Origin of the sequence: Micromonospora sp. WMMD964 (assembly GCF_029581455.1) — a bacterium.
Classification (GTDB): domain Bacteria; phylum Actinomycetota; class Actinomycetes; order Mycobacteriales; family Micromonosporaceae; genus Micromonospora.
Genome location: NZ_CP120860.1, coordinates 5603496 through 5625807 on the forward strand (window position 1 = coordinate 5603496; position 22312 = coordinate 5625807).

General features: G+C 67.8%; 21 protein-coding genes and 1 pseudogene. 11 read left to right on the forward strand and 11 right to left on the reverse strand.

Annotation, left to right across the window (positions count from 1 at the left end; translation table 11 throughout):
• Nucleotides 1-26: 26 nt before the first annotated feature.
• On the reverse strand, nt 27-2804 hold the full coding sequence (locus tag O7616_RS25560; protein ID WP_282304346.1) for an AAA family ATPase: 2778 nt from the start codon (nt 2802-2804) through the stop codon (nt 27-29).
• Nucleotides 2805-2961: 157 nt separating this feature from the next.
• On the opposite strand from O7616_RS25560, the gene O7616_RS25565 reads away from it, so the two are divergent.
• Complete coding sequence (locus O7616_RS25565; RefSeq protein WP_282304347.1) at nt 2962-3246, forward strand: GPP34 family phosphoprotein; 285 nt, start codon at nt 2962-2964, stop codon at nt 3244-3246.
• 43 nt (nt 3247-3289) lie between these two features.
• On the opposite strand, the gene O7616_RS25570 is transcribed toward O7616_RS25565, so the two are convergent.
• Complete coding sequence (locus O7616_RS25570) at nt 3290-3799, reverse strand: CGNR zinc finger domain-containing protein (protein ID WP_282304348.1); 510 nt, start codon at nt 3797-3799, stop codon at nt 3290-3292.
• 88 nt (nt 3800-3887) lie between these two features.
• Between O7616_RS25570 and O7616_RS25575 the strand changes: the two genes are divergently transcribed.
• A complete protein-coding gene (locus O7616_RS25575) occupies nt 3888-4772 on the forward strand; it encodes an alpha/beta hydrolase (protein ID WP_282304349.1) in 885 nt (294 codons plus the stop codon).
• A 786-nt stretch (nt 4773-5558) separates the two neighbouring features.
• Here O7616_RS25575 and O7616_RS25580 read toward each other — a convergent pair.
• The 3 genes from O7616_RS25580 to O7616_RS25590 are packed head-to-tail and all read right to left on the reverse strand — an operon-like array spanning nt 5559 to nt 6780.
• Nucleotides 5559-6023, reverse strand: a complete 465-nt coding sequence (locus tag O7616_RS25580) for a MarR family transcriptional regulator (protein WP_282304350.1) — start codon at nt 6021-6023, stop codon at nt 5559-5561.
• Between the two features lie 47 nt (nt 6024-6070).
• Nucleotides 6071-6466 (reverse strand): nuclear transport factor 2 family protein, encoded by a 396-nt coding sequence (locus O7616_RS25585; RefSeq protein ID WP_282304351.1) that lies wholly within the window; start codon nt 6464-6466, stop codon nt 6071-6073.
• A 2-nt stretch (nt 6467-6468) separates the two neighbouring features.
• Entirely contained in the window at nt 6469-6780 is a 312-nt protein-coding gene (locus tag O7616_RS25590) for a hypothetical protein (RefSeq protein WP_282304352.1), read from the reverse strand.
• Between the two features lie 610 nt (nt 6781-7390).
• Between O7616_RS25590 and O7616_RS25595 the strand changes: the two genes are divergently transcribed.
• The 3 genes from O7616_RS25595 to O7616_RS25605 all read left to right on the forward strand — a co-directional run bounded on the left by O7616_RS25595 (nt 7391) and on the right by O7616_RS25605 (nt 8729).
• Nucleotides 7391-7699, forward strand: a complete 309-nt coding sequence (locus O7616_RS25595; RefSeq protein WP_282304353.1) for a GNAT family N-acetyltransferase — start codon at nt 7391-7393, stop codon at nt 7697-7699.
• 31 nt (nt 7700-7730) lie between these two features.
• Nucleotides 7731-7988, forward strand: coding sequence for a (4Fe-4S)-binding protein (locus O7616_RS25600; protein WP_282304354.1), 258 nt, complete (start codon nt 7731-7733; stop codon nt 7986-7988).
• A gap of 363 nt (nt 7989-8351) precedes the next feature.
• Complete coding sequence (locus tag O7616_RS25605) at nt 8352-8729, forward strand: DUF4260 domain-containing protein (RefSeq protein ID WP_282304355.1); 378 nt, start codon at nt 8352-8354, stop codon at nt 8727-8729.
• 741 nt (nt 8730-9470) lie between these two features.
• Here the strand turns inward: O7616_RS25605 and O7616_RS25610 are convergent.
• Nucleotides 9471-10001 carry a hypothetical protein gene (locus tag O7616_RS25610; RefSeq protein WP_282304356.1) on the reverse strand — a complete coding sequence of 177 codons (531 nt, stop codon included), beginning with the start codon at nt 9999-10001 and terminating at the stop codon, nt 9471-9473.
• 1178 nt (nt 10002-11179) lie between these two features.
• Between O7616_RS25610 and O7616_RS25615 the strand changes: the two genes are divergently transcribed.
• From O7616_RS25615 to O7616_RS25635, 5 genes and pseudogenes are all read left to right on the forward strand, one after another.
• On the forward strand, nt 11180-11371 hold the full coding sequence (locus O7616_RS25615; protein WP_282304357.1) for a hypothetical protein: 192 nt from the start codon (nt 11180-11182) through the stop codon (nt 11369-11371).
• Between the two features lie 363 nt (nt 11372-11734).
• Complete coding sequence (locus tag O7616_RS25620) at nt 11735-13447, forward strand: carboxylesterase family protein (RefSeq protein WP_282304358.1); 1713 nt, start codon at nt 11735-11737, stop codon at nt 13445-13447.
• Nucleotides 13448-13667: 220 nt separating this feature from the next.
• Nucleotides 13668-15812 (forward strand): hypothetical protein, encoded by a 2145-nt coding sequence (locus tag O7616_RS25625; protein ID WP_282307720.1) that lies wholly within the window; start codon nt 13668-13670, stop codon nt 15810-15812.
• 99 nt (nt 15813-15911) lie between these two features.
• Nucleotides 15912-16148 (forward strand): annotated as a pseudogene (locus O7616_RS25630) (transposase); the annotation flags it as partial.
• A 107-nt stretch (nt 16149-16255) separates the two neighbouring features.
• Entirely contained in the window at nt 16256-16663 is a 408-nt protein-coding gene (locus tag O7616_RS25635) for a RidA family protein (protein ID WP_282304359.1), read from the forward strand.
• Between the two features lie 485 nt (nt 16664-17148).
• Here O7616_RS25635 and O7616_RS25640 read toward each other — a convergent pair whose 3' ends face one another.
• The 3 genes from O7616_RS25640 to O7616_RS25650 form a co-directional block, all read right to left on the reverse strand.
• A complete protein-coding gene (locus O7616_RS25640) occupies nt 17149-17349 on the reverse strand; it encodes a hypothetical protein (RefSeq protein ID WP_282307812.1) in 201 nt (66 codons plus the stop codon).
• 16 nt (nt 17350-17365) lie between these two features.
• Nucleotides 17366-17644, reverse strand: a complete 279-nt coding sequence (locus O7616_RS25645; protein WP_282304360.1) for a BON domain-containing protein — start codon at nt 17642-17644, stop codon at nt 17366-17368.
• Between the two features lie 78 nt (nt 17645-17722).
• Nucleotides 17723-18151 carry a PRC-barrel domain-containing protein gene (locus tag O7616_RS25650; RefSeq protein WP_282304361.1) on the reverse strand — a complete coding sequence of 143 codons (429 nt, stop codon included), beginning with the start codon at nt 18149-18151 and terminating at the stop codon, nt 17723-17725.
• Nucleotides 18152-18312: 161 nt separating this feature from the next.
• Between O7616_RS25650 and O7616_RS25655 the strand changes: the two genes are divergently transcribed.
• Nucleotides 18313-20304, forward strand: coding sequence for an acyl-CoA dehydrogenase (locus O7616_RS25655; protein WP_282307721.1), 1992 nt, complete (start codon nt 18313-18315; stop codon nt 20302-20304).
• 32 nt (nt 20305-20336) lie between these two features.
• Here O7616_RS25655 and O7616_RS25660 read toward each other — a convergent pair whose 3' ends face one another.
• Both O7616_RS25660 and O7616_RS25665 read right to left on the reverse strand, forming a co-directional pair.
• Nucleotides 20337-21809, reverse strand: a complete 1473-nt coding sequence (locus tag O7616_RS25660; protein ID WP_282307722.1) for a metallophosphoesterase — start codon at nt 21807-21809, stop codon at nt 20337-20339.
• Between the two features lie 130 nt (nt 21810-21939).
• Nucleotides 21940-22278: an STAS domain-containing protein gene (locus tag O7616_RS25665; RefSeq protein WP_282304362.1), complete on the reverse strand. Its 339-nt coding sequence runs from the start codon at nt 22276-22278 to the stop codon at nt 21940-21942.
• Between the last annotated feature and the right edge of the window lie 34 nt (nt 22279-22312).

Here is a 22312-nt window from a genome sequence, read left to right on the forward strand (position 1 = left end):
TTCCCTGCGCCGCCCCCGTCCCGGGTTCAGCGACGCAATTGACGCCGTGAGGTTATGCCCAACTTGGCGAAGATCTTGCTCAGATGCCACTCGACCGTCCGTGGACTGATGAACAAACGGGTCCCGATCTCCGCATTTGAAAGCCCCTCACGGGCCAGCTTGACGATATGGGTCTCCTGTGGCGTCAGCGAGCCGGTGTCGTTACTCGGCCGCTGACGGATGGTCAATCCCAGTCGATGAGCAGCTGAGGCGGCGAACGCCTCCATGCCCATCGCGGTGAACATGTCGTAGGCCATCCGAAGCTGGTCGCGGCCGTCGTCGCGTCGCCCCAGATCCCACAACCATTCACCGTAGTAGAGGTGGGCGCGTGCCGTCAGCGGTCGAATCCTCGTACGGTGGAGCCGCTCGATCGCGTCGACGTACGAGTCCTCCGCCCTCGCGTTGCCGGTGAGCATGGCACGGCAGCACGCCTCCATACCGAGCGCCCAGTCGGTGCCGCACGCCTGCGTCGAGATGGACAACCGCTCCAATGCCTCGGCCCCCAATGCGCGCTGTCCGGTGCGGGCAGCGGCGATGATCAGCTCGACGAGCGGCGCACCGGTCAACACCCCGGGTTCCAGGCTCGACTGGATCGTCAGCTGAGCTGCGCTCAGCGCCGCACCGAACCGGCCCACGCCGTTGTACAGCAGCGCCTGGGCCCAACCGACGATCGCCGGGGCGAGCCCTTCACCGCGGCGGCGGGCGTCGGCGGTGCTGGCAGCGGCCGACTCGATCGTCCGCGCCTCGTCGCCCTGCCACGCGGCGAGCAGCAGAGCCATGTAACCCGGCACCGGTATCCCGGTACCGTCCGCCACGTCGTCGAGTTCCATAAGCAGTACGGATGCCTCGGACAGGTCACCGGCGAACAGGTGCATGAGAATGCGTGTCGTCAGCGCCAAGGGCAGGTCGGCCAACGCCCCGCTCTCGCGCGCCAGCCGGACGTAGCTGCCGGTGAGCGCGTCTGCCGCATCGTCCTCGCAGAGGTCCGTAGCGATCGAACTGGCAAACCACATCCACCGAAGGCCCTCCGCGCTCGCCAGATCCGAACTCTGGAACGCCTTCAGCGCCTCCTTCATCTTCGGCACGGCAGCAGCGAAGCCTGCGGTGTACCGCATCGCGAGACCGTCCAGGAGGAGATCCGACGGCCGCGCTGGCGCTGTGGCGACCGGCGCAGCAGCGGCCGCCCGGGCCACGTCTCCCAGCGTGCCACTGCTGCTGGAATCTGACGCGTACCAGGCCGCCCGCAACGCGTCGAGATATGTGCTCCGGGCGAGACCGACGTCCAGCGGTTCGAGCCGCGAAGCCGCCTTGAGGAAGAGATCCGCCGTTTCACGACCTCGGTCGACCGTGAAGGCGATGTCGGCCCGCAGGAGATCCGCGCGTGCCCGGTCAAGCTCGGACGAATGATCGGCCTCAGCCCAGGCGAGCAGGCGCAACGCGACGTCCGGAGCGCCGCCCAGATGTCGGGCCTGCGCCGCTGCCAAGAGTCGCGAAGCTCGCCGTGCCGGATCCGGAGTCAGCTCCGCAGCGCGTTCCAGGAACACTCCGGCCGCCGCGAACCCGCCACGGGTCTGCGCCCGAGCCGCGGATGCCTGCAACTCGGTCGCCACGTCCTCGTCGGGTCCTGCGGCTGCCTGCGCCCGGTGCCAGGTTCGCCGGTCCGGATCCCTGCCGGGCTCCATGGCGTCGGCGAGCGCGGCATGTGCCTGACGCCTCTCCGTCTCGGTGGCGGCCCGGTAAACCGCCGAGCGCAGCAGTGGATGTCGAAACCGGACCCCGAAGCCGAGATCCACGAATTCGGCGGCGGGCCATGACGCAGCGAGGTGACTCTCGGCGGGCACGCCCAGACGAGTGAGAGCGCCCCATACCAGCACAGGATCTCCGACGGGTTCAACCGCTGCGACCAGGAGCAACGTGCGGGCGTCCGGAGGGAGCGCGGCAATCTGCCGTCGGAAGCTCTCCTCGATGCGGCGAGGCAGAGCGCTGTGGCTGAGAATGCCGAAGCCGCCTACGAGTTCAGCAGCAGTGAAGCCACGAGGCAGTTCGGTGAGCGCCAAGGGATTGCCGTGGCATTCGGCGATGATCCTCTCGAGTACCCGCTGGTCGACTCGCCCGAGAACCGTCGAAGCGAGCAACGCCCGCGAATCCTCGTCGGACAGGCCGGTGACGGTCATGACCGGCAAGCCCTTCAGCTCCGGCATGTCGTCCGTGTCGAGGTCGCCGCGCACCGCGAAAATCATGATCAGCGACTCGGTTCTCAGCCGCCGGGCCACGAAGCCGAGGACCTGGGCTGACGCCTTGTCCAACCACTGGGCGTCGTCAACGATGCACACGACCGGCTGTTCGTCGGCGAAGCCGGCAAGAAGGCCAAGCACTCCCAGACCAACCATGAAGAGGTCCGGTGCCTCGCCAGCGCTCAGACCAAACGCGGTGCTCAGCGCGCGGCCCTGCTGAGCGGGCAGCCGCTCAAGCCGATCCAGAACCGGCGCGCAGATCTGATGCAGGCCGGCAAACGCGAGTTCGCTTTCGGCCTCTACCCCGGTGGCCTGAAGGACCCGGCAGTCCCCGGCCTGGGCCAGGGCGTATTCCAGCAGTGCGGTCTTTCCGATTCCCGCCTCACCACGAAGTACGAGAGCCCCGCTGACTCCAAGACGCCCACCAGCGAGGAGCTGATCGAGCGCTGCGCGTTCGACGCTCCTATCCAACAGCACGTTGCGCCGTCGTTGTCTGCTCATGGCCGCACCGTGGCCGTCCTGGGAAAACATCGCCATAAACCCTAGTCGGGGACGTAGCCGCTGAGCAGGCGCGGTGGCTAGCCCCCACGACAAATCCCGTTCGACGACCTGGGGTCGCCCTCAGCCGGTTCGCCCAGTGCGGGGGTCGGCGTCCGGCGTAGGTGCGGGCCACCCCGCCCTAGTCGAAGTGGCATTCCGTCGAGTCCAGGGTGGCGCAGCCGGCTGTTCCACGGTCAGCTCCCCTCCGCCCCGCAAGGTGCTCGGCCTGTTCCGGACGGCGGTCCTGCGCGACGGCCGGACCGAACGACGGGCCCGCCTGCTCGCCGAGGTTCGGCAAGTCCTCGTGGACGGTGCGCAGCCGCAGGCCCGGGTCGCCGCGCTCACGGCGCTGCTCTCGGCCAGCGGGACGCACAGGAAGTTGGTCAACCCGAAGCCGATAGCGGCGATCAGGAGTCCGGCGGTGATGACGTAGGCAGGGAAGAGGTAGACGACCCCGGCTGGACCGAACGGGAGCGTCAGGCGTCCGGGCTCACCGAGCGGCGGTAGTGACGTCGAGCCTTGAGTCGGTTGCCGCACGTCGCCATCGAGCACCACCGGGCGGTGTTCGCCCGGCTGCGGTCGACCAAGAACAGGCGGCACTCGTCGTTGGCGCAGGGGCGTAGCCGTCCGGGGGCGCTTTCGCGCATCTCGGCCCAGGCGAGCACGGCCTGGACGGCGAGCCTCCGGTCCGACGCGACCACCAGCGTCCAGGTGAGGCCGGTCGCGGTCAGCCGCGGGGTCCGGTGGACACCGGTCAGGGCGGAAGCGAGAGCGTCGGCCGGGATGTCGCCGCGGACCGCCTGTTGCAGTAGGGGACGAACGGCGCGTACGGCCTCCAACTCCTCGGGCGAGCCGGTACCGCCGAATCGCCGCAACGCTGGGGGGGCGCCGGTCGGATCGGCGAGCAGATCCTGTGAATCGCCGTTGACCAGCGGGGTGCTGTTCAGAATGAACAGGAGAAGTTCCTCGCCAGTGGAGACCGGCATCGCACCGCCTAACCATCTTCACGAGTTTGACAGGGTAGAAGTCTATCAGTAGGCTCCTAACCCTCACACTAGGTTATGGAGGTTAGATATGCGGGTCCATCACCGGTACGCCACCATCGAGGGGCGGCGACTGTTCTACCGCCAGGCGGGCGCTGCCGGCGCCCCTGCCGTCGTACTGTTGCACGGCTACCCGACCAGCTCGTTCATGTTCCGCGACCTCATCCCGAGGCTGGCCGACCGCTACCACGTGATCGCGCCGGACTACCTTGGCTTCGGCCAGTCGGACGCCCCGACGGTTGACGAGTTCGACTACAGCTTCGACGCGCTGGCGCGACTCACCGCCGGGCTGCTCGGCCACCTCGGGCTCGACCGCTACGCCATCTACGTCCAGGACTACGGCGCGCCGATCGGGTGGCGCCTCGCGCTTCAGCCGACCGCCCCGGTGACCGCCATCATCAGCCAGAACGGCAACGGCTACGAGGCCGGCTTCGTGCCCGAATTCTGGGCCCCGATCTGGGCGTACGGCGACGACCCGAACGCGCAGAACGAAGCCGCGCTCCGACCCGCCCTCAGCCTCGACGCGATCGTTTGGCAGTACACCCACGGCCTACCGGACCCCAGCGTGGTCGCCCCCGACACCTGGACGCTCGATCACGCACTGCTGCAGCGGCCCGGCAACGACGCGGTGCAGCTGCGGCTGTTCGGCGACTACCACACCAACCGTGAGCTCTACCCTCGGCTGCAGGAGTATCTGCGTGACAGCCAGATCCCCCTCCTTGCGGTCTGGGGCCGCAACGACGAGATCTTCTCCGCGGAGGGGGCGGAGGCATTCCGGGACGACCTGCCCAACGCGGAGATCCACCTGTTGGACGGCGGGCACTTTCTGCTGGAGAGCGAAGGGCGGACAGTGGCGGAACTCATCAACGACTTCCTCGGCCGAGCTCTCGTAACGTCCGGCCCCGACCAACCCTGAGGCTGCTCCTCACCGCTACGCGTGACGTGGCGTCAGTGGCCAGGGCCGGTGGCTGCCGGACACTGAGGGGGTGACCTCAGGATCGCCGCGTCCAGCGAGTCGACCCAGGGTGGCTACGCCCGCTCAGCCTCGCGACGTCGGGTACACCAGCCGGCTGCCGTGGTCGCAGCGTCCGAAGGCCCGCGAGCTTCTTGCCGTCCTCGCCGATCCCAACCGTGCTTTCGAGCGGTCGTGATCGGCGAGCGTGAGCGGGCGTTCTACGGCAACCAGTTCGCCGACCTGATGCCGATCTCCCGCCCGGCACGGGGTGCAGGTGTGGCTGCCCGAACTGTGCGGAACCTACGACCCTGCCAACGCGGTGCATGCGCTGGCGATCCTTCAGCTGTCCGCGCAGTCACGCCGGGAGCTGCTGCGCTCGCGGTTCCGGATCACCGCGGCGATGCGGGCACAGGCCCGCGAACAAGGCCCGCTATCTGGGCGGACGACCCCCATACGGGTGTCGACCCACCGACGCCGGGCCGCACCCCAACCGCGCCGACGCCCGGCGAGGCCGACGCCGGCTACGGCTTGACCCCGAACCGGCCATCGCACCGGTCGTCACGTGGATGTTCACCCAGCGGAGACCTCACCCTATATCGATCACCGTCACGCCGTCACCTGACCCGGCGCGCAACTACTAATGAAACGCGCTTAACCGCAGCCCAACTATTCTCATTGAATTCCGGCACACCCGCCTGGGAGCAACTGGATAGCACTGGGCCACCACACCATCCTGTGGCATTTGCACTAGACTTCTGCCTCGTCGAGCACTCGAACAACACGCGCGCTGATCCTGCCGAGGGCGGCGGCATCAGCTGCACCCAGGCTGCCGAAAAGGACGTCTCGAATTTCTGCTCGTTGCGCGCGTAGCACGCGCGCAACGAGCAACCGACCTTGCGAGGTCAAGGTGGCTTCGTAGGCACGTCGTCCCGTTGGTACCCGACCCCGGGTGACCAGATCCTGGCGTTCCAAGACGTTCAGCGTGTGGCTGACGCGGCTGGGCGAGAAGCGCAGCATGCCGGCGAGCGCTTTCAGGCCCAGCGTCTGATTCTCCGCAGCGCTCAGCAGGACCAGCAACTTGAAGTGCCCATGCGAGATGTTCCCGTCGCGCTGGGACTGTCGTTCCAGCGCGACCTCGAGGAGGTGGGCCGCCAGCACGAAGTCCTGCCATATCGCGGCCCGGTCGAGGTCGTCGTCACGTCGCGTCGTCACGGTGTTCATTCTCGCGTCGACGCACCGGCATGTCGACCTTCGGGCGCCTAAACCATGGCGTTGCCGTTGGCGGAGGCCTCGGGGTTGACGATGTCCTGAACCACGTCCCAGTGTTCGACAATACGTCCGTTCTCCAGCCGGAAGATGTCGACAATGGCCACCGGGTTCGGGGCCCAGCCGCGGACGATGCTGTGGGTGAAGACCAGATCGCCCTGAGCGGCAACCCGTTGTGGTTCCCAGGAGAAGCCCTCCAGCCCCGGGACGACATTGCGCAAGGTGTCCAGCCCGTTGGGCATCTGCGGGCTGTGCTGGACGTAAGGTTCGGCCCAGTATCGGTCGATCGCGGTGAGATCCTTCTCCGCGAACAACTCTCGCATCGCGGTCAGCACAATTTCGGTGTTGCGCTGTGCCTGATCGTCCTGGGTCACGGGGTACTGGGTCATCTTCAGGCCTCCTTGATCGTTCCGACGAGGTTGTAGAGCTTGCCGCCAACGGTCACATTGGAATAGACCGTCCCGTTCTCGAAGTCCTCCAGGTGCGTAACGGTGGCCCCGCTCGCCTCGGTCCAGGAGTTCAGGTACACGCCTTCACGGATCTCCCGCAGGTTCAGAGCCACCGTTTCAGCGTGACCGTCGGGCGCGAGCCCCGCGCCCTGCACCACGGTGAAGCTGCCCTGGGTCGGCGAATCAAAGGTGAACCGCACCTTGAGGTCGCCCAGGTCGAAGCGAAAGCTACGGCCTGTTAGTTGCCTGGTCATGACATGCCCTTCCGTTGCCGGTGCGGACGACGCGCCGCTGAGTTGAACTCTCAACTCGGCGGCGCGTTTCGGCAAGGGGTTGGGATGCAGGTCACCCAGGCGCTGCGAGCGGCACGACCCGTGAGCTCCGGGAGAAGCCGCCATCTGCGAGCAGGACACCCATGGGGGACGCATCCGCCGCTGATCGCTGGGGCTGCGCCTGCACCAACGCACTGCCGCCGTACCTGGAAGAGAGCACCTTCACTGAAGGTGTGCCGCTGTAAATGACATTGAGCCGTTCGACTTCGATGACCGGTTGGTTGGACAGACTCCTGGAAGCGCCTACGAGCCGGTCCGCTAGTGGCGCTGCGTCATCACCGCATGTGACGCGGTGTCACTGGTCGAGGCCGGTTGCTGACGGACACTGGGTGGTGACCGCGGGATCGCCGCGGTTACCGGAACGACGCGGCGACGGCTGTGCCCGCACAACTTGGCGACGTCGAGCGCCGCGTTGCCCCACCAAGTCCCGAAAGCAGGCCCCGGGGTCCGGAGGCCGGTGACACTGAGTGACACATCAACGAGACCGAACCCCCATGGCTTGAGATCCACCCTGAAGACACATGGAGAACACGTGGCAGTAAGAGTGAGTGAGGTCCCCGAGGCCAAGCGATACGAGGCCCGCGTCGACGCAGAGTCCAAGGTCGCGGGCGTCGCGCAGTACATCCGCACCGCGGAGCTCGTCGCGTTCGTACACACCGAGGTCTCGCCGGAGTACGAGGGCCGCGGAGTCGGGGCGGCACTGGCCCGCACCGCCCTCGACGAGGCGCGCGCCGCGAACCTGCTGGTCCTGGCCACCTGCCCATTTATCGCGGGTTGGATCGCCAGGCACCCCGAGTATCAGGACCTGGTGTACCAGGCCAACAGCAGGGTCAGGGACTGAACGGCCGAGCAGGGCAACGACGGAGGTCGCTATGAGCAGCGGAACCACAAAGAAGACGTACGAGGGCCAGAAGATCACTGTCACGTTCGAGGCGAGGCGTTGCTTGCACGCCGCCGAGTGCGTCCGCGGCCTGCCGGAGGTCTTCGACCCAAGCCAGCGCCCGTGGATCCGGCCCGACGGTGCCGAGGCCGAGCGCCTGGCCGAAGTGGTTCGGCGCTGCCCCTCCGGGGCACTGCAGTACGAACTCGTCGACGGCGGGGCCGAGAACCAGACCGGCCCGAGCAGATGACGCGCAACTCCGTCGGACAGTTGACCGTGCGCGGACCAGGGCCGGCCTGTGTGCGTGCGGGCAGGCAGGGCTGACCCGCTACCCCATCCGTAGGTGCTGCAGGACCAACGCGGCCCTCGGCTCGGCAACTCGCAAGAGGCTCGTCGACCAAATCCTTGGCGCGCCGACGGCCACCCTCATCTGGCCGACCCCGCGGGGCCGCTGGTCCTCTCTGCCGAAGCTGTTGTCCGGTAACGGAGCACGAGGGTCGTCATCACCGCCTATCCTCTTCCCAGGCCAGGCCAGGCCAGCGACGGGAAGACAACCCACGAGCGTCCCTGACCGACAACGAGGTGTGAGATGCCGCATCTGAGTCCGGTCGCAGTGCAGCGCGTCGAGGGCCTCGTCGTCGCGGCTCTCGCCGTCGTCGTGACCGTCACCGCCGGGTACCCGTGGTGGTCGATGCTTGCCCTCTTCCTCGTCTTCGACCTGTCCATGCTCGGCTACCTGCGCGGGCCACGTCTCGGGGCCTTCTGCTACAACCTGGCACACTCTTACACCCTGCCGGCTGCGCTGGGCGCGGTAGCCGTGGCCGCGGCCGGGTTCGGCGACCGGATCGGTTGGCTCGGAGTTCTGGCCCTTGCCTGGGTGTTCCACATCGGCGTCGATCGCGGCCTTGGCTACGGCCTGAAGACGGCCGAAGGATTCGAGCACACCCACCTCGGCTTGATCGGCAAGGCCAGAGGGTCTGACCCGCGTTGACGGACAACCATGATCAAAAGCGGCGAGGCAACCGAGTTGCGCCGGCAGCTCGACGAGCTGGAAGAGGGCGGGGACGACGGCGAGAGCGGCGGACCGCTCTGACAGACAGGGTCGTCAGATGTGCAATCTCTGGCAGGCTACCCGTCTCACCGCTCGCGTCGGAGACGAGCGCCTGACTGCGGCTGGGGCGCGTTCCTGACCGGCATCACGGGCGAACGCCTCTACGCCGCCTGCCTGCTGTCGCTGATGGGCCTACGGCCGGCCGAGGTGTGCGGGCTGCCGTGGTCCGATGTCGACTTCGAGGGCGGAACGATCGCGGCGGGTGACAACAACCGGACGCTCATTGACTGGTGTTAGTGGCTAAGCTGGCGCCCGCCCTCAGCTCAGCGGAGGAAGGAGCGCAGGGAAGGACAACCGGCTGACCTGCACCCCGATCCTCGTAGTACAGCTCGATCGGAGTGCTGTTTCTCGTTCCCGACGGCGATGAACCCATGGTCATTTCCCTTCTATCGTCGGATACTTCGTGGTCGTGTCCGCCCAGTGGGCGAGGTCGACGAGATCGAGCACCCTGGCCACAGTGCCCCGACATTGGGCGAGCCGGCCGATCAGCCGGACGGACTCCGCAACGGTGAGGCTCCCGCCACCGCCGGCACGGCCGCGTCGGTATGAGCCCCTTAGCTGTTACCCAGCGCGCTGCCGCGTGCTCTCAGCCGGTCTCGACCCGCCGGTGTCCGCTGGGTGCTACGGAGGGGCGTCGTCCTGCCGGGCCGGCCCAAAGAGAGTCATCACGAGCGCCACAATGCTGAAGAAGCCGGATCCCAAGGCCAGCAAAAGCGAGGGCACGAAGGCAGGTGGCGGTGGCACCCAACCACCAAGCACCCAGGGCAGCGTGACAAGGACGACGACTGCGACCGTGGTGGCGATTTCATTTATAACGAAGGCGGTCGATATAGCCGAGGCGCCGCGAGCGACTGTGCGGTAGGTCGTGTTGGCAGTTAAAGCAACCAGTACGACCGAGAGCGCGATGAAGGTGAGAGCACCCCAGAACGGCTCCAGGCCGGCGAGCGTGAGGGACACGATGAGCGGCACGGCCGATACCAAGAAGATCCACCGCACTCCCGAGCGCATGTAGCGGTCGGCCGCAGCTGCGCCCCGGCGGGTCTTGTGCAGGTCGGAGTCGAGGTAGAAAAAGACTCCGACGAGAAGTGTGCCGATAAGAGCAGCAGAAACTTCTGCCATGGTCAAAAAGAACTCATCGCTGATTTCTCGCATCGCGACCGACTCCCCTTCAGCGTGGAGGATGTCCCGACGGCAGTCTCTCGGTGACTATACGGACGACCGAGGAGGGCGGGTGCCTATTTGCGGTCTCGGCCTCTCGAGGTGCCAAGTCCATACGTCCAGGCGCGAGTTGTCCGACGTACGCAAGGCACCGTGAGCACCATCCACAGACTGGGAACGGGTTTCGCATTTTGTATCACTCGGGCGTGCTGAAAGCGCGGCGTTGTTGGCGGGTGGCGGTTTGCCTTGGGTGAGGGCGAAGTATGCCGCCGAGCGCAGCCCATCGAATTACGGCCTCTCACGTGCTGGGGTAGGTCTCGTAGTCGCGGGCCGGGCGGCGGTGGACGTGTGCAGGTAGATCTGAACGACACTGCTCTTTGCCGTTCGGGCGGCGCTGGCCTTCGCCGCCAGCCGGGCCGCCCGCCGTCGACTCGATCCGAAGAATAGGCAAGCGACTCAGAGTAACGGCAGCAGGCGGGGCGCAGCTCGTGCGGGCAACTTCCTCCGGCTGCTCGTCGTCGTGCTGGTCAGCTCGCGGGCCCGCGCCGCTGCGGTCGCTCACGGACGCCGACCGAGCGGCCGCGAGGAGCACCCCGAGGCCAACGGGTGCCGGCGTCTCCGCCGTTACCTCATGCGCTTCGGCATGCCCGGAGCGAGCCTGCTCGGACTGCTGGCCGTCCGACCCAGTTCACCGAGGCCATGCTCATCGCCTCGGGGACCTCGCGCTCCCGGGTGCTGCTGCTGTGGCAGGCGACCGCGGTCGTCTTGCGTACGACGTTGACCACCACTCTCCCTGGCCTGTCGTCTTGTCCCTGGTGGCTTGACCTCCGGTTTCACCCGCCCCTGTCGACTGCGTCGCGCTTCCCGGGGCTCGCGTCGCATTCCCCGTCGGAATATCACCCAAAGCGGCTCGGCCCGCCGACCCTGACAGAAGATTTTCCGCTACTTCTGCTCCGGCCGCGGCACCGACCGGGGCGAGCGCACTGCGCCCAGGCCATACCGCACCGCGTCGTCACGGGAGAGCTTCCCCCTGGTGGTAGGCCGAGAGCACGCGTTCGCCGGGGCCGAAGTCGGGTACCCGGCAGCCGAGGACCAACCAGTGACACCACGTCACACGCAGTCGTGACATGGCGCCACTGACGGGTCGGCCTCGCCCGCGCTGTCATGGGTATATGTCAGTTACACCTGTCATCGTCGTCGACCGGCTGAACCTCACCGACGGCGACTTCCACGCCGTCGAGGACCTCACCTTCCAGGTACGGCCCCACCGGAGGCCGACCTCCGGCACCATGCACGACCTGGCGTGGGTCGCCATCGCCGCCACCCCGGCCACCCGGCTCTTCCAGCGGGAACCCCGCCGATGAGCACCGCGCACCGTCGGACGAGCGCTGCGCCGTTCGCAAACTCCCCGCTGTCTAATGCGGCGACGCCGCGGTTGACCCTGTTCCGGCGACAGAGTGTCCGCTGATAGGCGACGCGTCACTGCGCACCCGGCAGCGAAGCGCTTCGCGAACATGTGTCAGTTCTCAATCCAGCAACAGGAGTCAAGAGTGGGAAGCGAGCGGCAACAGCGCCCAACCGGTGTCGACCAGGAGGGTGCCACGTCTGGGGGGCGCCGACGGTTCGCGAGGTCCCTCCGCCCCTGGGTCCCCCTGTTCCCGCTGACGGCTATCGCGTTCGTGCTCGCGTGGCTCAACCGGAGTCCGTGGTGGGGCTGGGTACTTGTCGTGGGGCTGCTCGTGGTGCTCGGTGCGACCGTGCGCTCGTGGGCCCGAGGGCACGCGCTGCTCCGGATAGGTGCGTGGCTGCTCGCCGGGACGCTCGTCCTCGGGGCGGCGGTGCTCGCCTATCCACCGCCGCAGACCCGCATCGCCGGCGGCGGGGACCGCTCGCCGTCCGGGCCGGTGCAGACGCAGCAGGGACCGATCACCGGCGTCTACAACGACGAGCGCACCGTCGAGGTCTTCGCGGGCATCCCCTACGCGCAGGCTCCGGTGGGGGATATGCGTTGGCGTGCGCCTGAGCCGCTGAAGCCGCGCGAGGGCGTGCTCACCGCGAACCGGTTCTCCGCCGTTCCGATTCAGGGCACCTCCAGGTTCTTCACGCGGGCGCTCTCGCAGATCGTGGAGGTGCCCCTGGAAGGCACGCTCCTCAATCCGTATCCCGTGAGCGAGGACAGTCTCTCCCTCAATATCTGGCGGAGCACGAAGCCCGCCTCGGAGGACCTTCCCGTGCTCGTCTACATCCCTGGCGGCGGTTTCGCGACCGGCTCCGGCGCCCTCCCCCTCTACGATGGCGAGTCGCTCGCCTCCCGCGGCGAGGTGATCACCGTCACCATCAACTACCGGCTGGGGGTACTCGGCTTCCTCTCCCATCCCGAACTGTCCGCCGAGTCCGCACACAACGCGTCGGGCAACTACGGGATCCTCGACCAGCTCGCCGCCCTAGCCTGGGTGCGCGACAACATCGCGGCATTCGGCGGCGACCCCGACCGGGTCACGATCGCGGGCGAATCCGCCGGGGGCGAGAGCGTCTGCATCCTCGGTGCGACACCACTCGCCGAAGACCTCGTGGACGGCATCGTCGCCGGCAGCGGAGCGTGCATGGGCACCACGGGGAACACCGAGCGCGGCGACCAGACTGACACGCGTGAGGCGGCTGAGGATGCCGGCCGCCGCCTGAGCGAGCAACTGGGAGGGGCGACCATCGAGGAGATGCGCGAGATGCCCGTCGAGCGCCTCGTGGACGCGGCAGGCGAGCTCGATGCGCACTGGCAACCCTCCGTCGACGGCCATGTGCTCAAGCGCTCGCCGGCGGAGACCTACGCGTCCGGAGAGCAACTGGACGTGCCGACCCTGGTCGGCAGCAACGCGGACGAGGCCTCGCTCGCGCTGGCCAGCCCACCGGACACGGACGTCGACGAGTACCGGGCGTCCGCACGCGAAACATACGGTGAGGGTGCGGATCGGTTCCTCGATCTGTATCCAGGGGACACCGCGGAGCAGGTTCTGGAGTCGCGCCTGCAGGCCGAGACCGACAAGATCATGACGCGTGCCATGCGGCGCTGGGCTCAGCTGCAGACGCAGACGGGCGAGTCGGACGCCTACCTCTACTTCTTCTCACACATCCCTCCCGAGAAGGGTCTCGAAAAGTACGGCGCCTACCACGGCGCCGAGGTCGCATACGCATACGACAACCTCGGCGCCGACAGCGCCGCCGACTACACGGAGGCCGACTACCGGCTCCGCGACCAGATGAGCGCGTACTGGGTCAACTTCGTCCGCACCGGCGACCCCAACGCGCCGGGCCTGCCGGCCTGGCCGACGGTCGCGCAAGCACCCGACCACGTCATGGAGTTCAATGGCGGCAGCGGGATGGCACGTCACCCACGCTCCGACGAGGTCGACTTCTGGATGGACTACGACGGGCCGATCCCCTAGACGAGCACTTCTACACGAGCCCCGGGTAGTCGGGCGAGACGAAGGGTGGTGGGGATCCCTCGTCTGGAATAGGCCCGTTCGGGTATGCACGGCTGGCCAGCGCTTCGCTCCGAGGTCTGTCCCAGTCTGCGAGGTAGGAATGCCCGAATCATCGCCGCGCCGTGCACAGGGTGAGTGCCACCCGCCCGGTGACGTCGTTGAGTTGCGGGTGCACGGCGTGATGGGTGCCGACGCGGATGACATCCTGGATCGGCCGCATGTGCAGCGGGTCGGCGGCGACAGCAAGGGCGGCTTCTACCGGCCCCGCAGAGGCTACGGCGACTCCCGAGGCGCCTGCGGCGTGGTGTTGGAGACATATCGGTGGAGCGATCTCCGCAGCGGGGCCGCCGCGAGGACGCTGTCGCTGGTGTTGCTGTTGCCGTTCATGGCCTGCAACGTGGCGGCATGGATGCGGCCGCGGGCGAAGGTCAGCGGCAGTGTGGTCTGGGTGGGCTGCAGGCTGGTCGGCCTGAGCCTCACGGCCCTGTACGTCCTGTCTTTCGTCGGCGTGGCGTTGGACCTGCTCGCCTGCAAGTGCATGTCCCTGGGTAGTTGCCTCGGAGGCCGGACCTGGCTGTCCTGGCTCGGTGGTCAACCGGTCGGATTGCGCATTGCGCTGTTGTCGCTGGTGCCCGTCGCCGCGATCTGGGTGTTGTGGCTGGTGGGCTCCCGGTGCCCTCGCTGGTACGACAACTTCATCCCACCTACGGTTGCGCCGGCCGACACGGCACTGGGCGCGATCGGGACACGTCACGCCACTCCGGGAGTGATGCGACTTCGCTCCATCCATGTGGCGACCGGTCTCGCCGTGCTCGATCTCAGTTTGATTGCGACGTTGTGGACCGCTCGTGGACCGAACCTCCTTGACGTTCTGCTCACGTTCGGCGCCGCGCTCACCCTTGTCGTCACTGTCGTACTGGTGTGCGTACCTTCCGTCATCGACGCCGTAGCCGGCACCCCGGCGGTCGATGGGGTGGTCCATGCCCTGCGGTCGACTGCCGTGGTGGTGACGATCGCCGTCATCGGGCGGGTCGCGTTCGATCGCAGCGAGTGGCCCGCCGAAAACGGACTGCCCGGCCACGACGTCGCGGTCGTGCTGCTCTTCGGGACACAGGGCGCCCTACTCGCGCTGCTCGGGATCGCCGCACTGGCGGGCCGGGAGGGCAGCCTGAGGAGGCTGCGCTGGTCGGGTGCGCCGCTGTTCGCGTGTCTGGCGGTGGGACTGGCGGTCGGCTTTGCCACCGAATTCAACTACCGCGTATCGGACTACCTCGACCGCGATCTGCCCACCCCCGACGTGCTGCCCACCAGCCCTGTTCTGGCATACAAGTGGACGATGTTCGGGTTCTTCGTGTCGGTCATTGGCGCAGCAGTCGCAGGTGCGGTGATGGTGCTGTTCACGCGGTGGAGTCGACGACGATCAGCGGAAGACATCGTCGCGCGCGACTTTCCTGACGCAGATGCGGGGACGACCCGACGGCGGGCAGAAGTACGCGACGCAATCGCCCGGGCGCAATTCACGGAACGGCTGTTTCCGCTCGGATTGACCTACTGCTGCCTCGTCGCGCTGAGCCTGGGTTTCACCGCTCTGGCCTTGGACGAGCTGCAGCCCAGTGTCGCCGTGGAGGGCCTGGTCAGCTTGCCATCCGATTTCGTCAGCGCGGGCACCCAACTGGGGAGCTACCTGATGGCGTTGCTGTTTCTCGGCCTGTTCTTCGGAGGGCTGTTCGCCTACCGTACGACCACTTTTCGTCGCTATATCGGTACGCTCTGGGACCTCGGGATGTTCTGGCCGCGCGCCGCTCACCCCTTCGCCCCACCGTGTTACGCCGAGCGCGCCGTGCCCGAACTCGCGTGTCGTATCAGCATGCTGGTCCGGCAAGGAAGATACGTGTTGGTAGCGGCGCACAGCCACGGGTCGGTACTCGCTCTGGCGAGCGTCCTGCAACTGGAGGCGTCCGCGCTCTCCAGGGTTGCCCTGCTGACGCACGGTTCACCGCTGAGATGCCTCTACAGCACGCTGTTCCCGGCGTACGTGGGCAGGGATGTGCTGAGTGAAGCCGGCCGCCGGTTGGGCTGGCGCTGGGTGAACCTGTGGCGTGACACCGATCCCATCGGCAGTTGGATCTTCACGTCCGGACGCGGCGGTGACGACGCGCTGCCGCAGCGGTCCGAGGTGGACCGCAGGCTTCGGGATCCGCAGAATCTCGAAGCCCGAGGCCGTGACACCGTGTGGCCTCCGATGTGCGGTCATCGGCCGTGCGTGACGGACGACCGATACGAGGCGGCGGTCTGCGAGTTGTCCGAGCGGCTCCGGACGGGCTGAGATGGCGTAGCAACCTCAGTGCGCGTTGGGGTTGTGGGTTGGCCGGGCGTGTCGCACACCGGTCCGATCGATGAGCCCCGACCGGGTCGGTAGAAGGATATGGGTCGAATGCGGCGGTACCCGTCTGATCTGACTGACGTCGAGTGGGAGATCGTGGAGCCGATGCTGCCGTCGCCGCAGTGGATGGGCAAACCAGAGAAGCATTCACGCCGGGCGGTCGTCGACGGCATCCTCTATGTAGTGCGGACCGGGTGCGCGTGGCGGTACCTACCGGTTCACTTCCCGCCCTGGCAGACCGTGGACTCCGACTTCCAACGCCTCAACAGGAAGGGCATGACCGAGGAGATTCTCTCCGAGCTGTGGGAACGGGTCCGCCTGGCCACGACCGGCAGGCCGAGCTTTGACGAGTCGCCGATCGGCGGCTCTTCCGGAAGGAGCGCACCATGGCCGTCTCGTTCGTCAATCCCGAGGGACTACCGGCGACCGACCTGTACCGTCACGTCGCGGTCGCGACCGGCACGAAGCAGGTCTTCATCGCCGGCCAAGTGGCCGTCGACGCGGACGGGGGCACGGTCGGCGCCGGAGACCTCGCCGCGCAGGTCGAGCGGTGCTACCTCAACGTCGCCAAAGCTCTGGCCGGGGTCGGTGGGTCCTTCGGTGATGTGGTACGCCTCACCGTGTACGTCGTCGACTGGACCCCGGACAAGATGACGCCTTTGATCGACGGCATCACCCGAGCCGCCGCGAAACTCGAAGTCACTCCGGTCCCGCCGTTCACCGGGCTGGGCGTCAGCGCCCTCGCCGGCCCCGACTACCTCGTCGAGGTCGAGGCCACCGCCGTCATGGACTGAGAGCGGGTTTCAGATTTGCTGTCAGTCGGGCGTGTTGAAGGTGCGGCGTTGTCGGCGGGTGGCGGCTTCGCCTCGTGTGAGACGGCGGAGCATGCCGGATGGGGGTCTCTGCGTGGTGGCGAGTAGGGCTCCTTGGCGCCGTTGCGGTCCGGCCAGGACCCAGACGGTGACCAGTTGGCCGAGGGTGTCGGTGATGATGAACCGCTTCCGGCCGTTGACAGTAACTCTGCCCTGTTCATCGTGATTTTCCACGAAATGTGGTGTCCGAGGGGCTACACGAACCGTTGCCTCACCGCCGATGACGCTCGGCGCAACTCTGAAGCTCGCGCAGGTCTAGCTACGAGTGCCAGGAGCAGCCGATGCGCGGCCGTCGGGCAGTCCTGCGCGGCCAGGGTGAGGACGTCGCCGGGAAGCGGGAGCAGCAAGGTGTAGCCGACACTGCCCACCGGCTCCGGCGGCATGCCGGGCACACCCCCGGAGCCCGCTCAGGCCGCCACGGTAACCGCCGGCACCACGTCGGGCGGGTCCAGCCGGAAGGCGTCCGCCGCCGCGTCGTCGGGCTGCTCGTGCGCGGCCCGCTCGGCCCGGACCCGCGCGACGTAGTGCGCCACCTCTTGGTCGACCCGCTCGTCGCCCCAGCACAGCCGGCTACCGCCGTCGGGACGTTTGTGCCTGAGCGGGGTCACCCTCGCAATCGGGCGTTCAGCGCTCCAACGAGCGCAGGCGGTTGTTGACGTCGTGCACTCCCGGAATGCTCCAGGCGCGGGCCTGGGCTTCCGCGCTCACATCAGCGGACGTGACCGTGCCCTCCAGGATGACCACGCGGTTCTGCACTTCGATGCAGATGTGTTCATGACGCAACCGCAGATCCCGCTGCATGCGCTCAAGCAGTTGGCAGGCCAGACGGGCATCAGCAGAGGTCGGACCGGTCTGAAACAGCGATGGGGGGTCGTCGGGAACGAACCAGGGGACGTAGGTCATCGTGCCTCCTCGCGGGTGCTTCGGTGTTCCGGTGGCTCGCGTCCGACCGGCGAAACACCGGTCGGGGGTAGCCGAAACTCAGCGTTGGGCCGGGGGCACCGGGTACGGCGGAGCGACCCCCCTCGGGCCGAAGAACGGCGCGTAGCCGTAATACCAGTACACGTCCTCGTAGTAGCCGGTCTCCTCGACGACCTCCGGGTCGTACGTCGGGGCCTGCTCGATCTTCTCGCGGGTCAGGTCGACCCGTACCGTGTCGTCGGTGACGTCGCTGATCGCCTCGACAGGGATGAAGGTGGCGGTGGCGCCGATACCGAGGACTCCTCCGTGCTCGACTCGCAGGAAGCGCACCTTGTGCTCGTCGCGGTCGATCAGCAGGTCGTCGACCTTGCCCAGGTCGTCGCCGTTGGCGTCGAGGACGTGCCGGCCGCGTACGTCCTGCTCGGCAGCCGCGATCGTCTGCCCGGAGTCACCAAGCTTGATCAGAATCGCTGTCGTGTCGTGTGGCATGAGCTGCTCCTTCCGTAGCGTCTGTTCCCTTTCCGCTACCCACCTGGCGTCCCGGACTAGACGACGAAACGATGACGGTCCCTGCCCACTTTCGTGACGGCTGGCGGCGGTATCTTTGATCGAGTACGACCTGTGCGCATATGTCCGCTGACTGAGGGGGGATCGTGCCCGACCAGATCGACCTCGCTCGCCTGCGGCACGTGCTCGACGGACCGTGGGCCGCAGTCCGCAACGCGCACCGGGAGCACCTCGACGCGCGTTTCCTCCCGGTGTACGGCGAGACCGGTGACCAGGCACGGGAGCGGATCTCCCGGTTGCTCACCGAACTTCCCGCCGAGCTGGGCATGGCGTCGGCCTTCCCCACCGAGTACGGCGGCAACTCCGATGTCGGCGGCTCGATCATCGCCAGCGAGATGCTGGCGCAGGTCGATCTGTCGCTGATGGTCAAGGCGGGCGTGCAGTGGGGCCTGTTCGGCGGCGCGGTCGCGGCTCTCGGCACCCGACGGCACCATTACGCCTATCTGCGGGACATCATCTCCGGCACGGTTTTTGGCTGTTTCGCCATGACCGAGACCGGGCACGGCTCCGACGTGCAGCAGCTGCGCACCACCTGCACGTACGACCCGCAGACGCAGACCTTCGACCTGCACACCCCGCACGAGGCGGCCCGTAAGGACTACATCGGCAACGCCGCGCGGGACGGGCGGATGGCGGTGGTCTTCGCGCAGCTGATCACAAACGGGGAGCGGCACGGCGTACACGCGTGGTTGGTGCCGATCCGCGACGCGCAGGGCAACCCGATGCCCGGCGTGCGCATCGGCGACGCCGGGCCCAAGGCCGGGCTGCTCGGCGTGGACAACGGGCGACTCACCTTCGACCACGTGCAGGTGCCCAGGGAGATGCTGCTGGACCGCTACGGTCAGGTCGCGCCGGACGGCACCTACTCCAGCCCGATCGAGAACGACTCCCGCCGCTTCTTCACCATGCTCGGCACCCTGGTCCGTGGTCGGGTGAGCGTCGGCGGCGCCGCGTCGGCGGCCACGAAATCAGCGCTGACCATCGCGGTGCGCTACGGCGACATCCGCCGCCAGTTCGGCACGCCCGACGCCGACCGGGAGGTGCTGCTCAACGACTACCTCGCCCACCAGCGCAAACTGCTTCCCGCCCTGGCCACCACGTACGCGCTGCACTTCGCCCAATCCGAGCTGGTCACCGCGCTCAACGAGGTCCAGGGCGGCGACGGGCCGGTCGACGAACACCGCCAACGGGAGCTGGAGTCCCGGGCCGCTGGTCTCAAGGCAGCGCAGACCTGGCACGCGACCCGCACCATTCAAATGTGCCGCGAAGCCTGCGGCGGTGCGGGCTACCTGGCCGAGAACCGGCTGCCCAGCCTCAAGGCCGACACCGACGTCTTCACCACCTTCGAGGGCGACAACACGGTGCTGCTGCAACTGGTAGCCAAAGGACTACTCACCGGCTACCGGGACGAGTTCGGCTCGCTGGACGGCTGGGGGCGGGCCTCCTTCGTCGCCGAGCAGGTCCGCGAGATGGTGCTCGAACGCACCGCCGCGCGCTCGCTCATCGAACGGCTGATCAGCGCCGTGCCCGGCCGTGACGAGGAGGTCGCCGTCACCGACCGCGGCTGGCAGCTCAAGACCTTCGAGGACCGCGAGAGGCACCTCCTCGACGGCGCGGTCCGCCGCCTGCGCAACGGCGCGGCCACGAAGAAGGACCGACCCTTCGACATCTTCAACGACGTCCAGGACCACGTCCTGACCGTCGCCGCCGCGCACATCGACCGGATCACCCTGGAGGCGTTCGTCGCCGGCATCAACGACACCGCCGACCCGGCGGTCCGGGCGCTGCTCACCCGCGTCTGCGACCTCTACGCGCTCAGCGTCATCGAGACCAACAAGGGCTGGTTCCTGGAGCACGGCCGGCTCACACCGGCCCGCTCCAAGACCATCACCGGCGTCGTCAACGGACTACTCAAGGAACTACGCCCGCACATGCGCGACCTCGTCGACGGTTTCGCCATCCCTCAAGAATGGCTGCACGCCGCGATCCTGCGCGAGGAACCCCACCGGCAGGAGACCATGACCGCCCACGACGACGCCGGTGACCCGCAGGTGGTTCCAGCCTGGGCAGGATGACTCCGGTGACGCCGCCGTCTGGGTGGAGGGGTTCAGAAGCTAGTTGTCGGCGGAGTCGCGGACGGTGCTGCCGGATTCATTTGTGGCGCGCCGTCGACCACCTTGCGGTTGAGACTCACCTGCGCGGTGCCGGCGCCGCCGACCTGAATGTCGTCATACGCCTGGAGCCGGTGATCGGCGCCGAGGTAGAGCACCGACATGACCAGAGGCATCGGTTCGTCACCTTCGAGTCCGCGCAATCCCGCCCCGCCAGTGGAACCCTGCACGGCCAGCCGGGTGGCGACCGCGGCGGTCTGCGGCAGCGTCGTCACCTTCCGCTGGTGAGTGTGGCCGGCCAGGACGAGCGGCGTCGCACCGTTGAGCGCGGTCGCTGATGCGGGGTCGTGCACGAGAGCGATGTCCACCGGTTGGTCCAGCGAGCGGATCGTCGCGGCGAGCTGCTTCCCAGTGCCCTCGACCGTCGCCGCTGGCTCCTCCCAGGGCCCGGCCTCGGCCTCCTGCTTGTCGGGCGTGAATCGAGGATCGCCGATCCCGGCGATCGTCACTCCGGCGATCGTGGTGACGGAGTCGTCCAGGACGACCGCGTTCGGCTGGCTGGCCACCGCAGCGGCGGTTCGGGGTGAGTCGTGGTTGCCCCGGATGTAGACGTAGGGCGCGTTGAGCTGGCCGATCATGGAAACGTACGAGGTCTCGGGTTCGCTGCCCCAGTCGGTGATGTCCCCGGTGTCGATGACGAGGTCGATGTCGTACTGCTCGACCACGGTTCTGATCATCGGCCAGGCGGCGGGGTTCAGGTGCAGGTCCGAGACGTGCAGGATCCGGGTGGTGTCGGGCGCGGCCTGGTAGATCGGCAGGGTCGACACGGTGGTGTACAGCTCGCCGACGTTGCCGACGAGGCGTTGGAGTTGCTCGGCGTAGCGGTTGTAGTCATCGGCGATTCGTTGCGCGTCACCGATCAGCGCCGGGGCGTTGACCAGCAGGCCCTCGTATCGGGGTTCGGCCAGCGCCTGCGGTCGCATCGTCAGGGCGGCCGTGCCGAGGGTGCCGCCGGTGACCAGCAGCGCGAGGCCACCCGACCAGGCGACGCGGCGCACGGACCGGAACGTCAACCCCGCGAGCAGCATGGACGCCAGGACCGACACGCCGAGCGTACGGAGCCCGAGCCGGACCAGGGCATCGCGGAGGTCATCAGGTGCCGTGGCGCCGGCGTGAGCGAGGCCGGCGGGGTCGTCGAGCAGCGCCTTGGTGCGTCGCTGGTCGAGTGAGTCGAGGCGGACGGTCAGTCGTGCGGGGCCGTCGTGGCTGTCGAGGAAGAGCGACCCCAGTGGGGGTATGGCGATCTCCGTGCCACCGTCCGCGGACGGGGTCAGCTGGAAGACGACCCGGAACGGCCCGACGTCACTGGCGCCTCTGGCCCCGAGGAGGGTGCCGACCGTGATGCCCGTGGCGGTGACGGCGACCAGGGCGACCGCCGCCAGGACACTGCCTGCCCACGGCGAGCGCATGATCCGCCCTGGCCGAGCAGCCGCGTGCCTGAGGCGTTCGGCCAGGGCGGTACGACGCGGCGGTGCCGCGTCCGGGGGCGGAGTCACGAGAGGATCCGATCTGTGGGGTAACCGAGGGGACGGCCGGGGGTCAGTCCGAGAGGGCGGCCTGGTCTTCGGCCCCTGGGCACAGCAGGCCGAGCAGGCCGGCGGCGAACAGCTGCCGCCGGACGACAGGCGCGAGGTTCTCCAACCGCAGCGCGCCGCCCCGCACGGCGACGGCGCGTTGGCAGGCCACGAGCGTTCCCATGCCGGTGGAGTCGATGAAGGTGAGGTCACCGAAGTCGAGGATGACGTCTTGCACCGAATCAGTCGCCAACGCCGCAATGACCGCGTCGTGCACGAGTCCGCTCGTTGCGAGGTCCATCTCCCCACCCAACCGGATGCGGGTGGTGGCCCCCATCTGCAACGTGTCGACTGTCAACTCCAACGCACGACTCCTAACCGTGGCAGCGCCAGGTGAA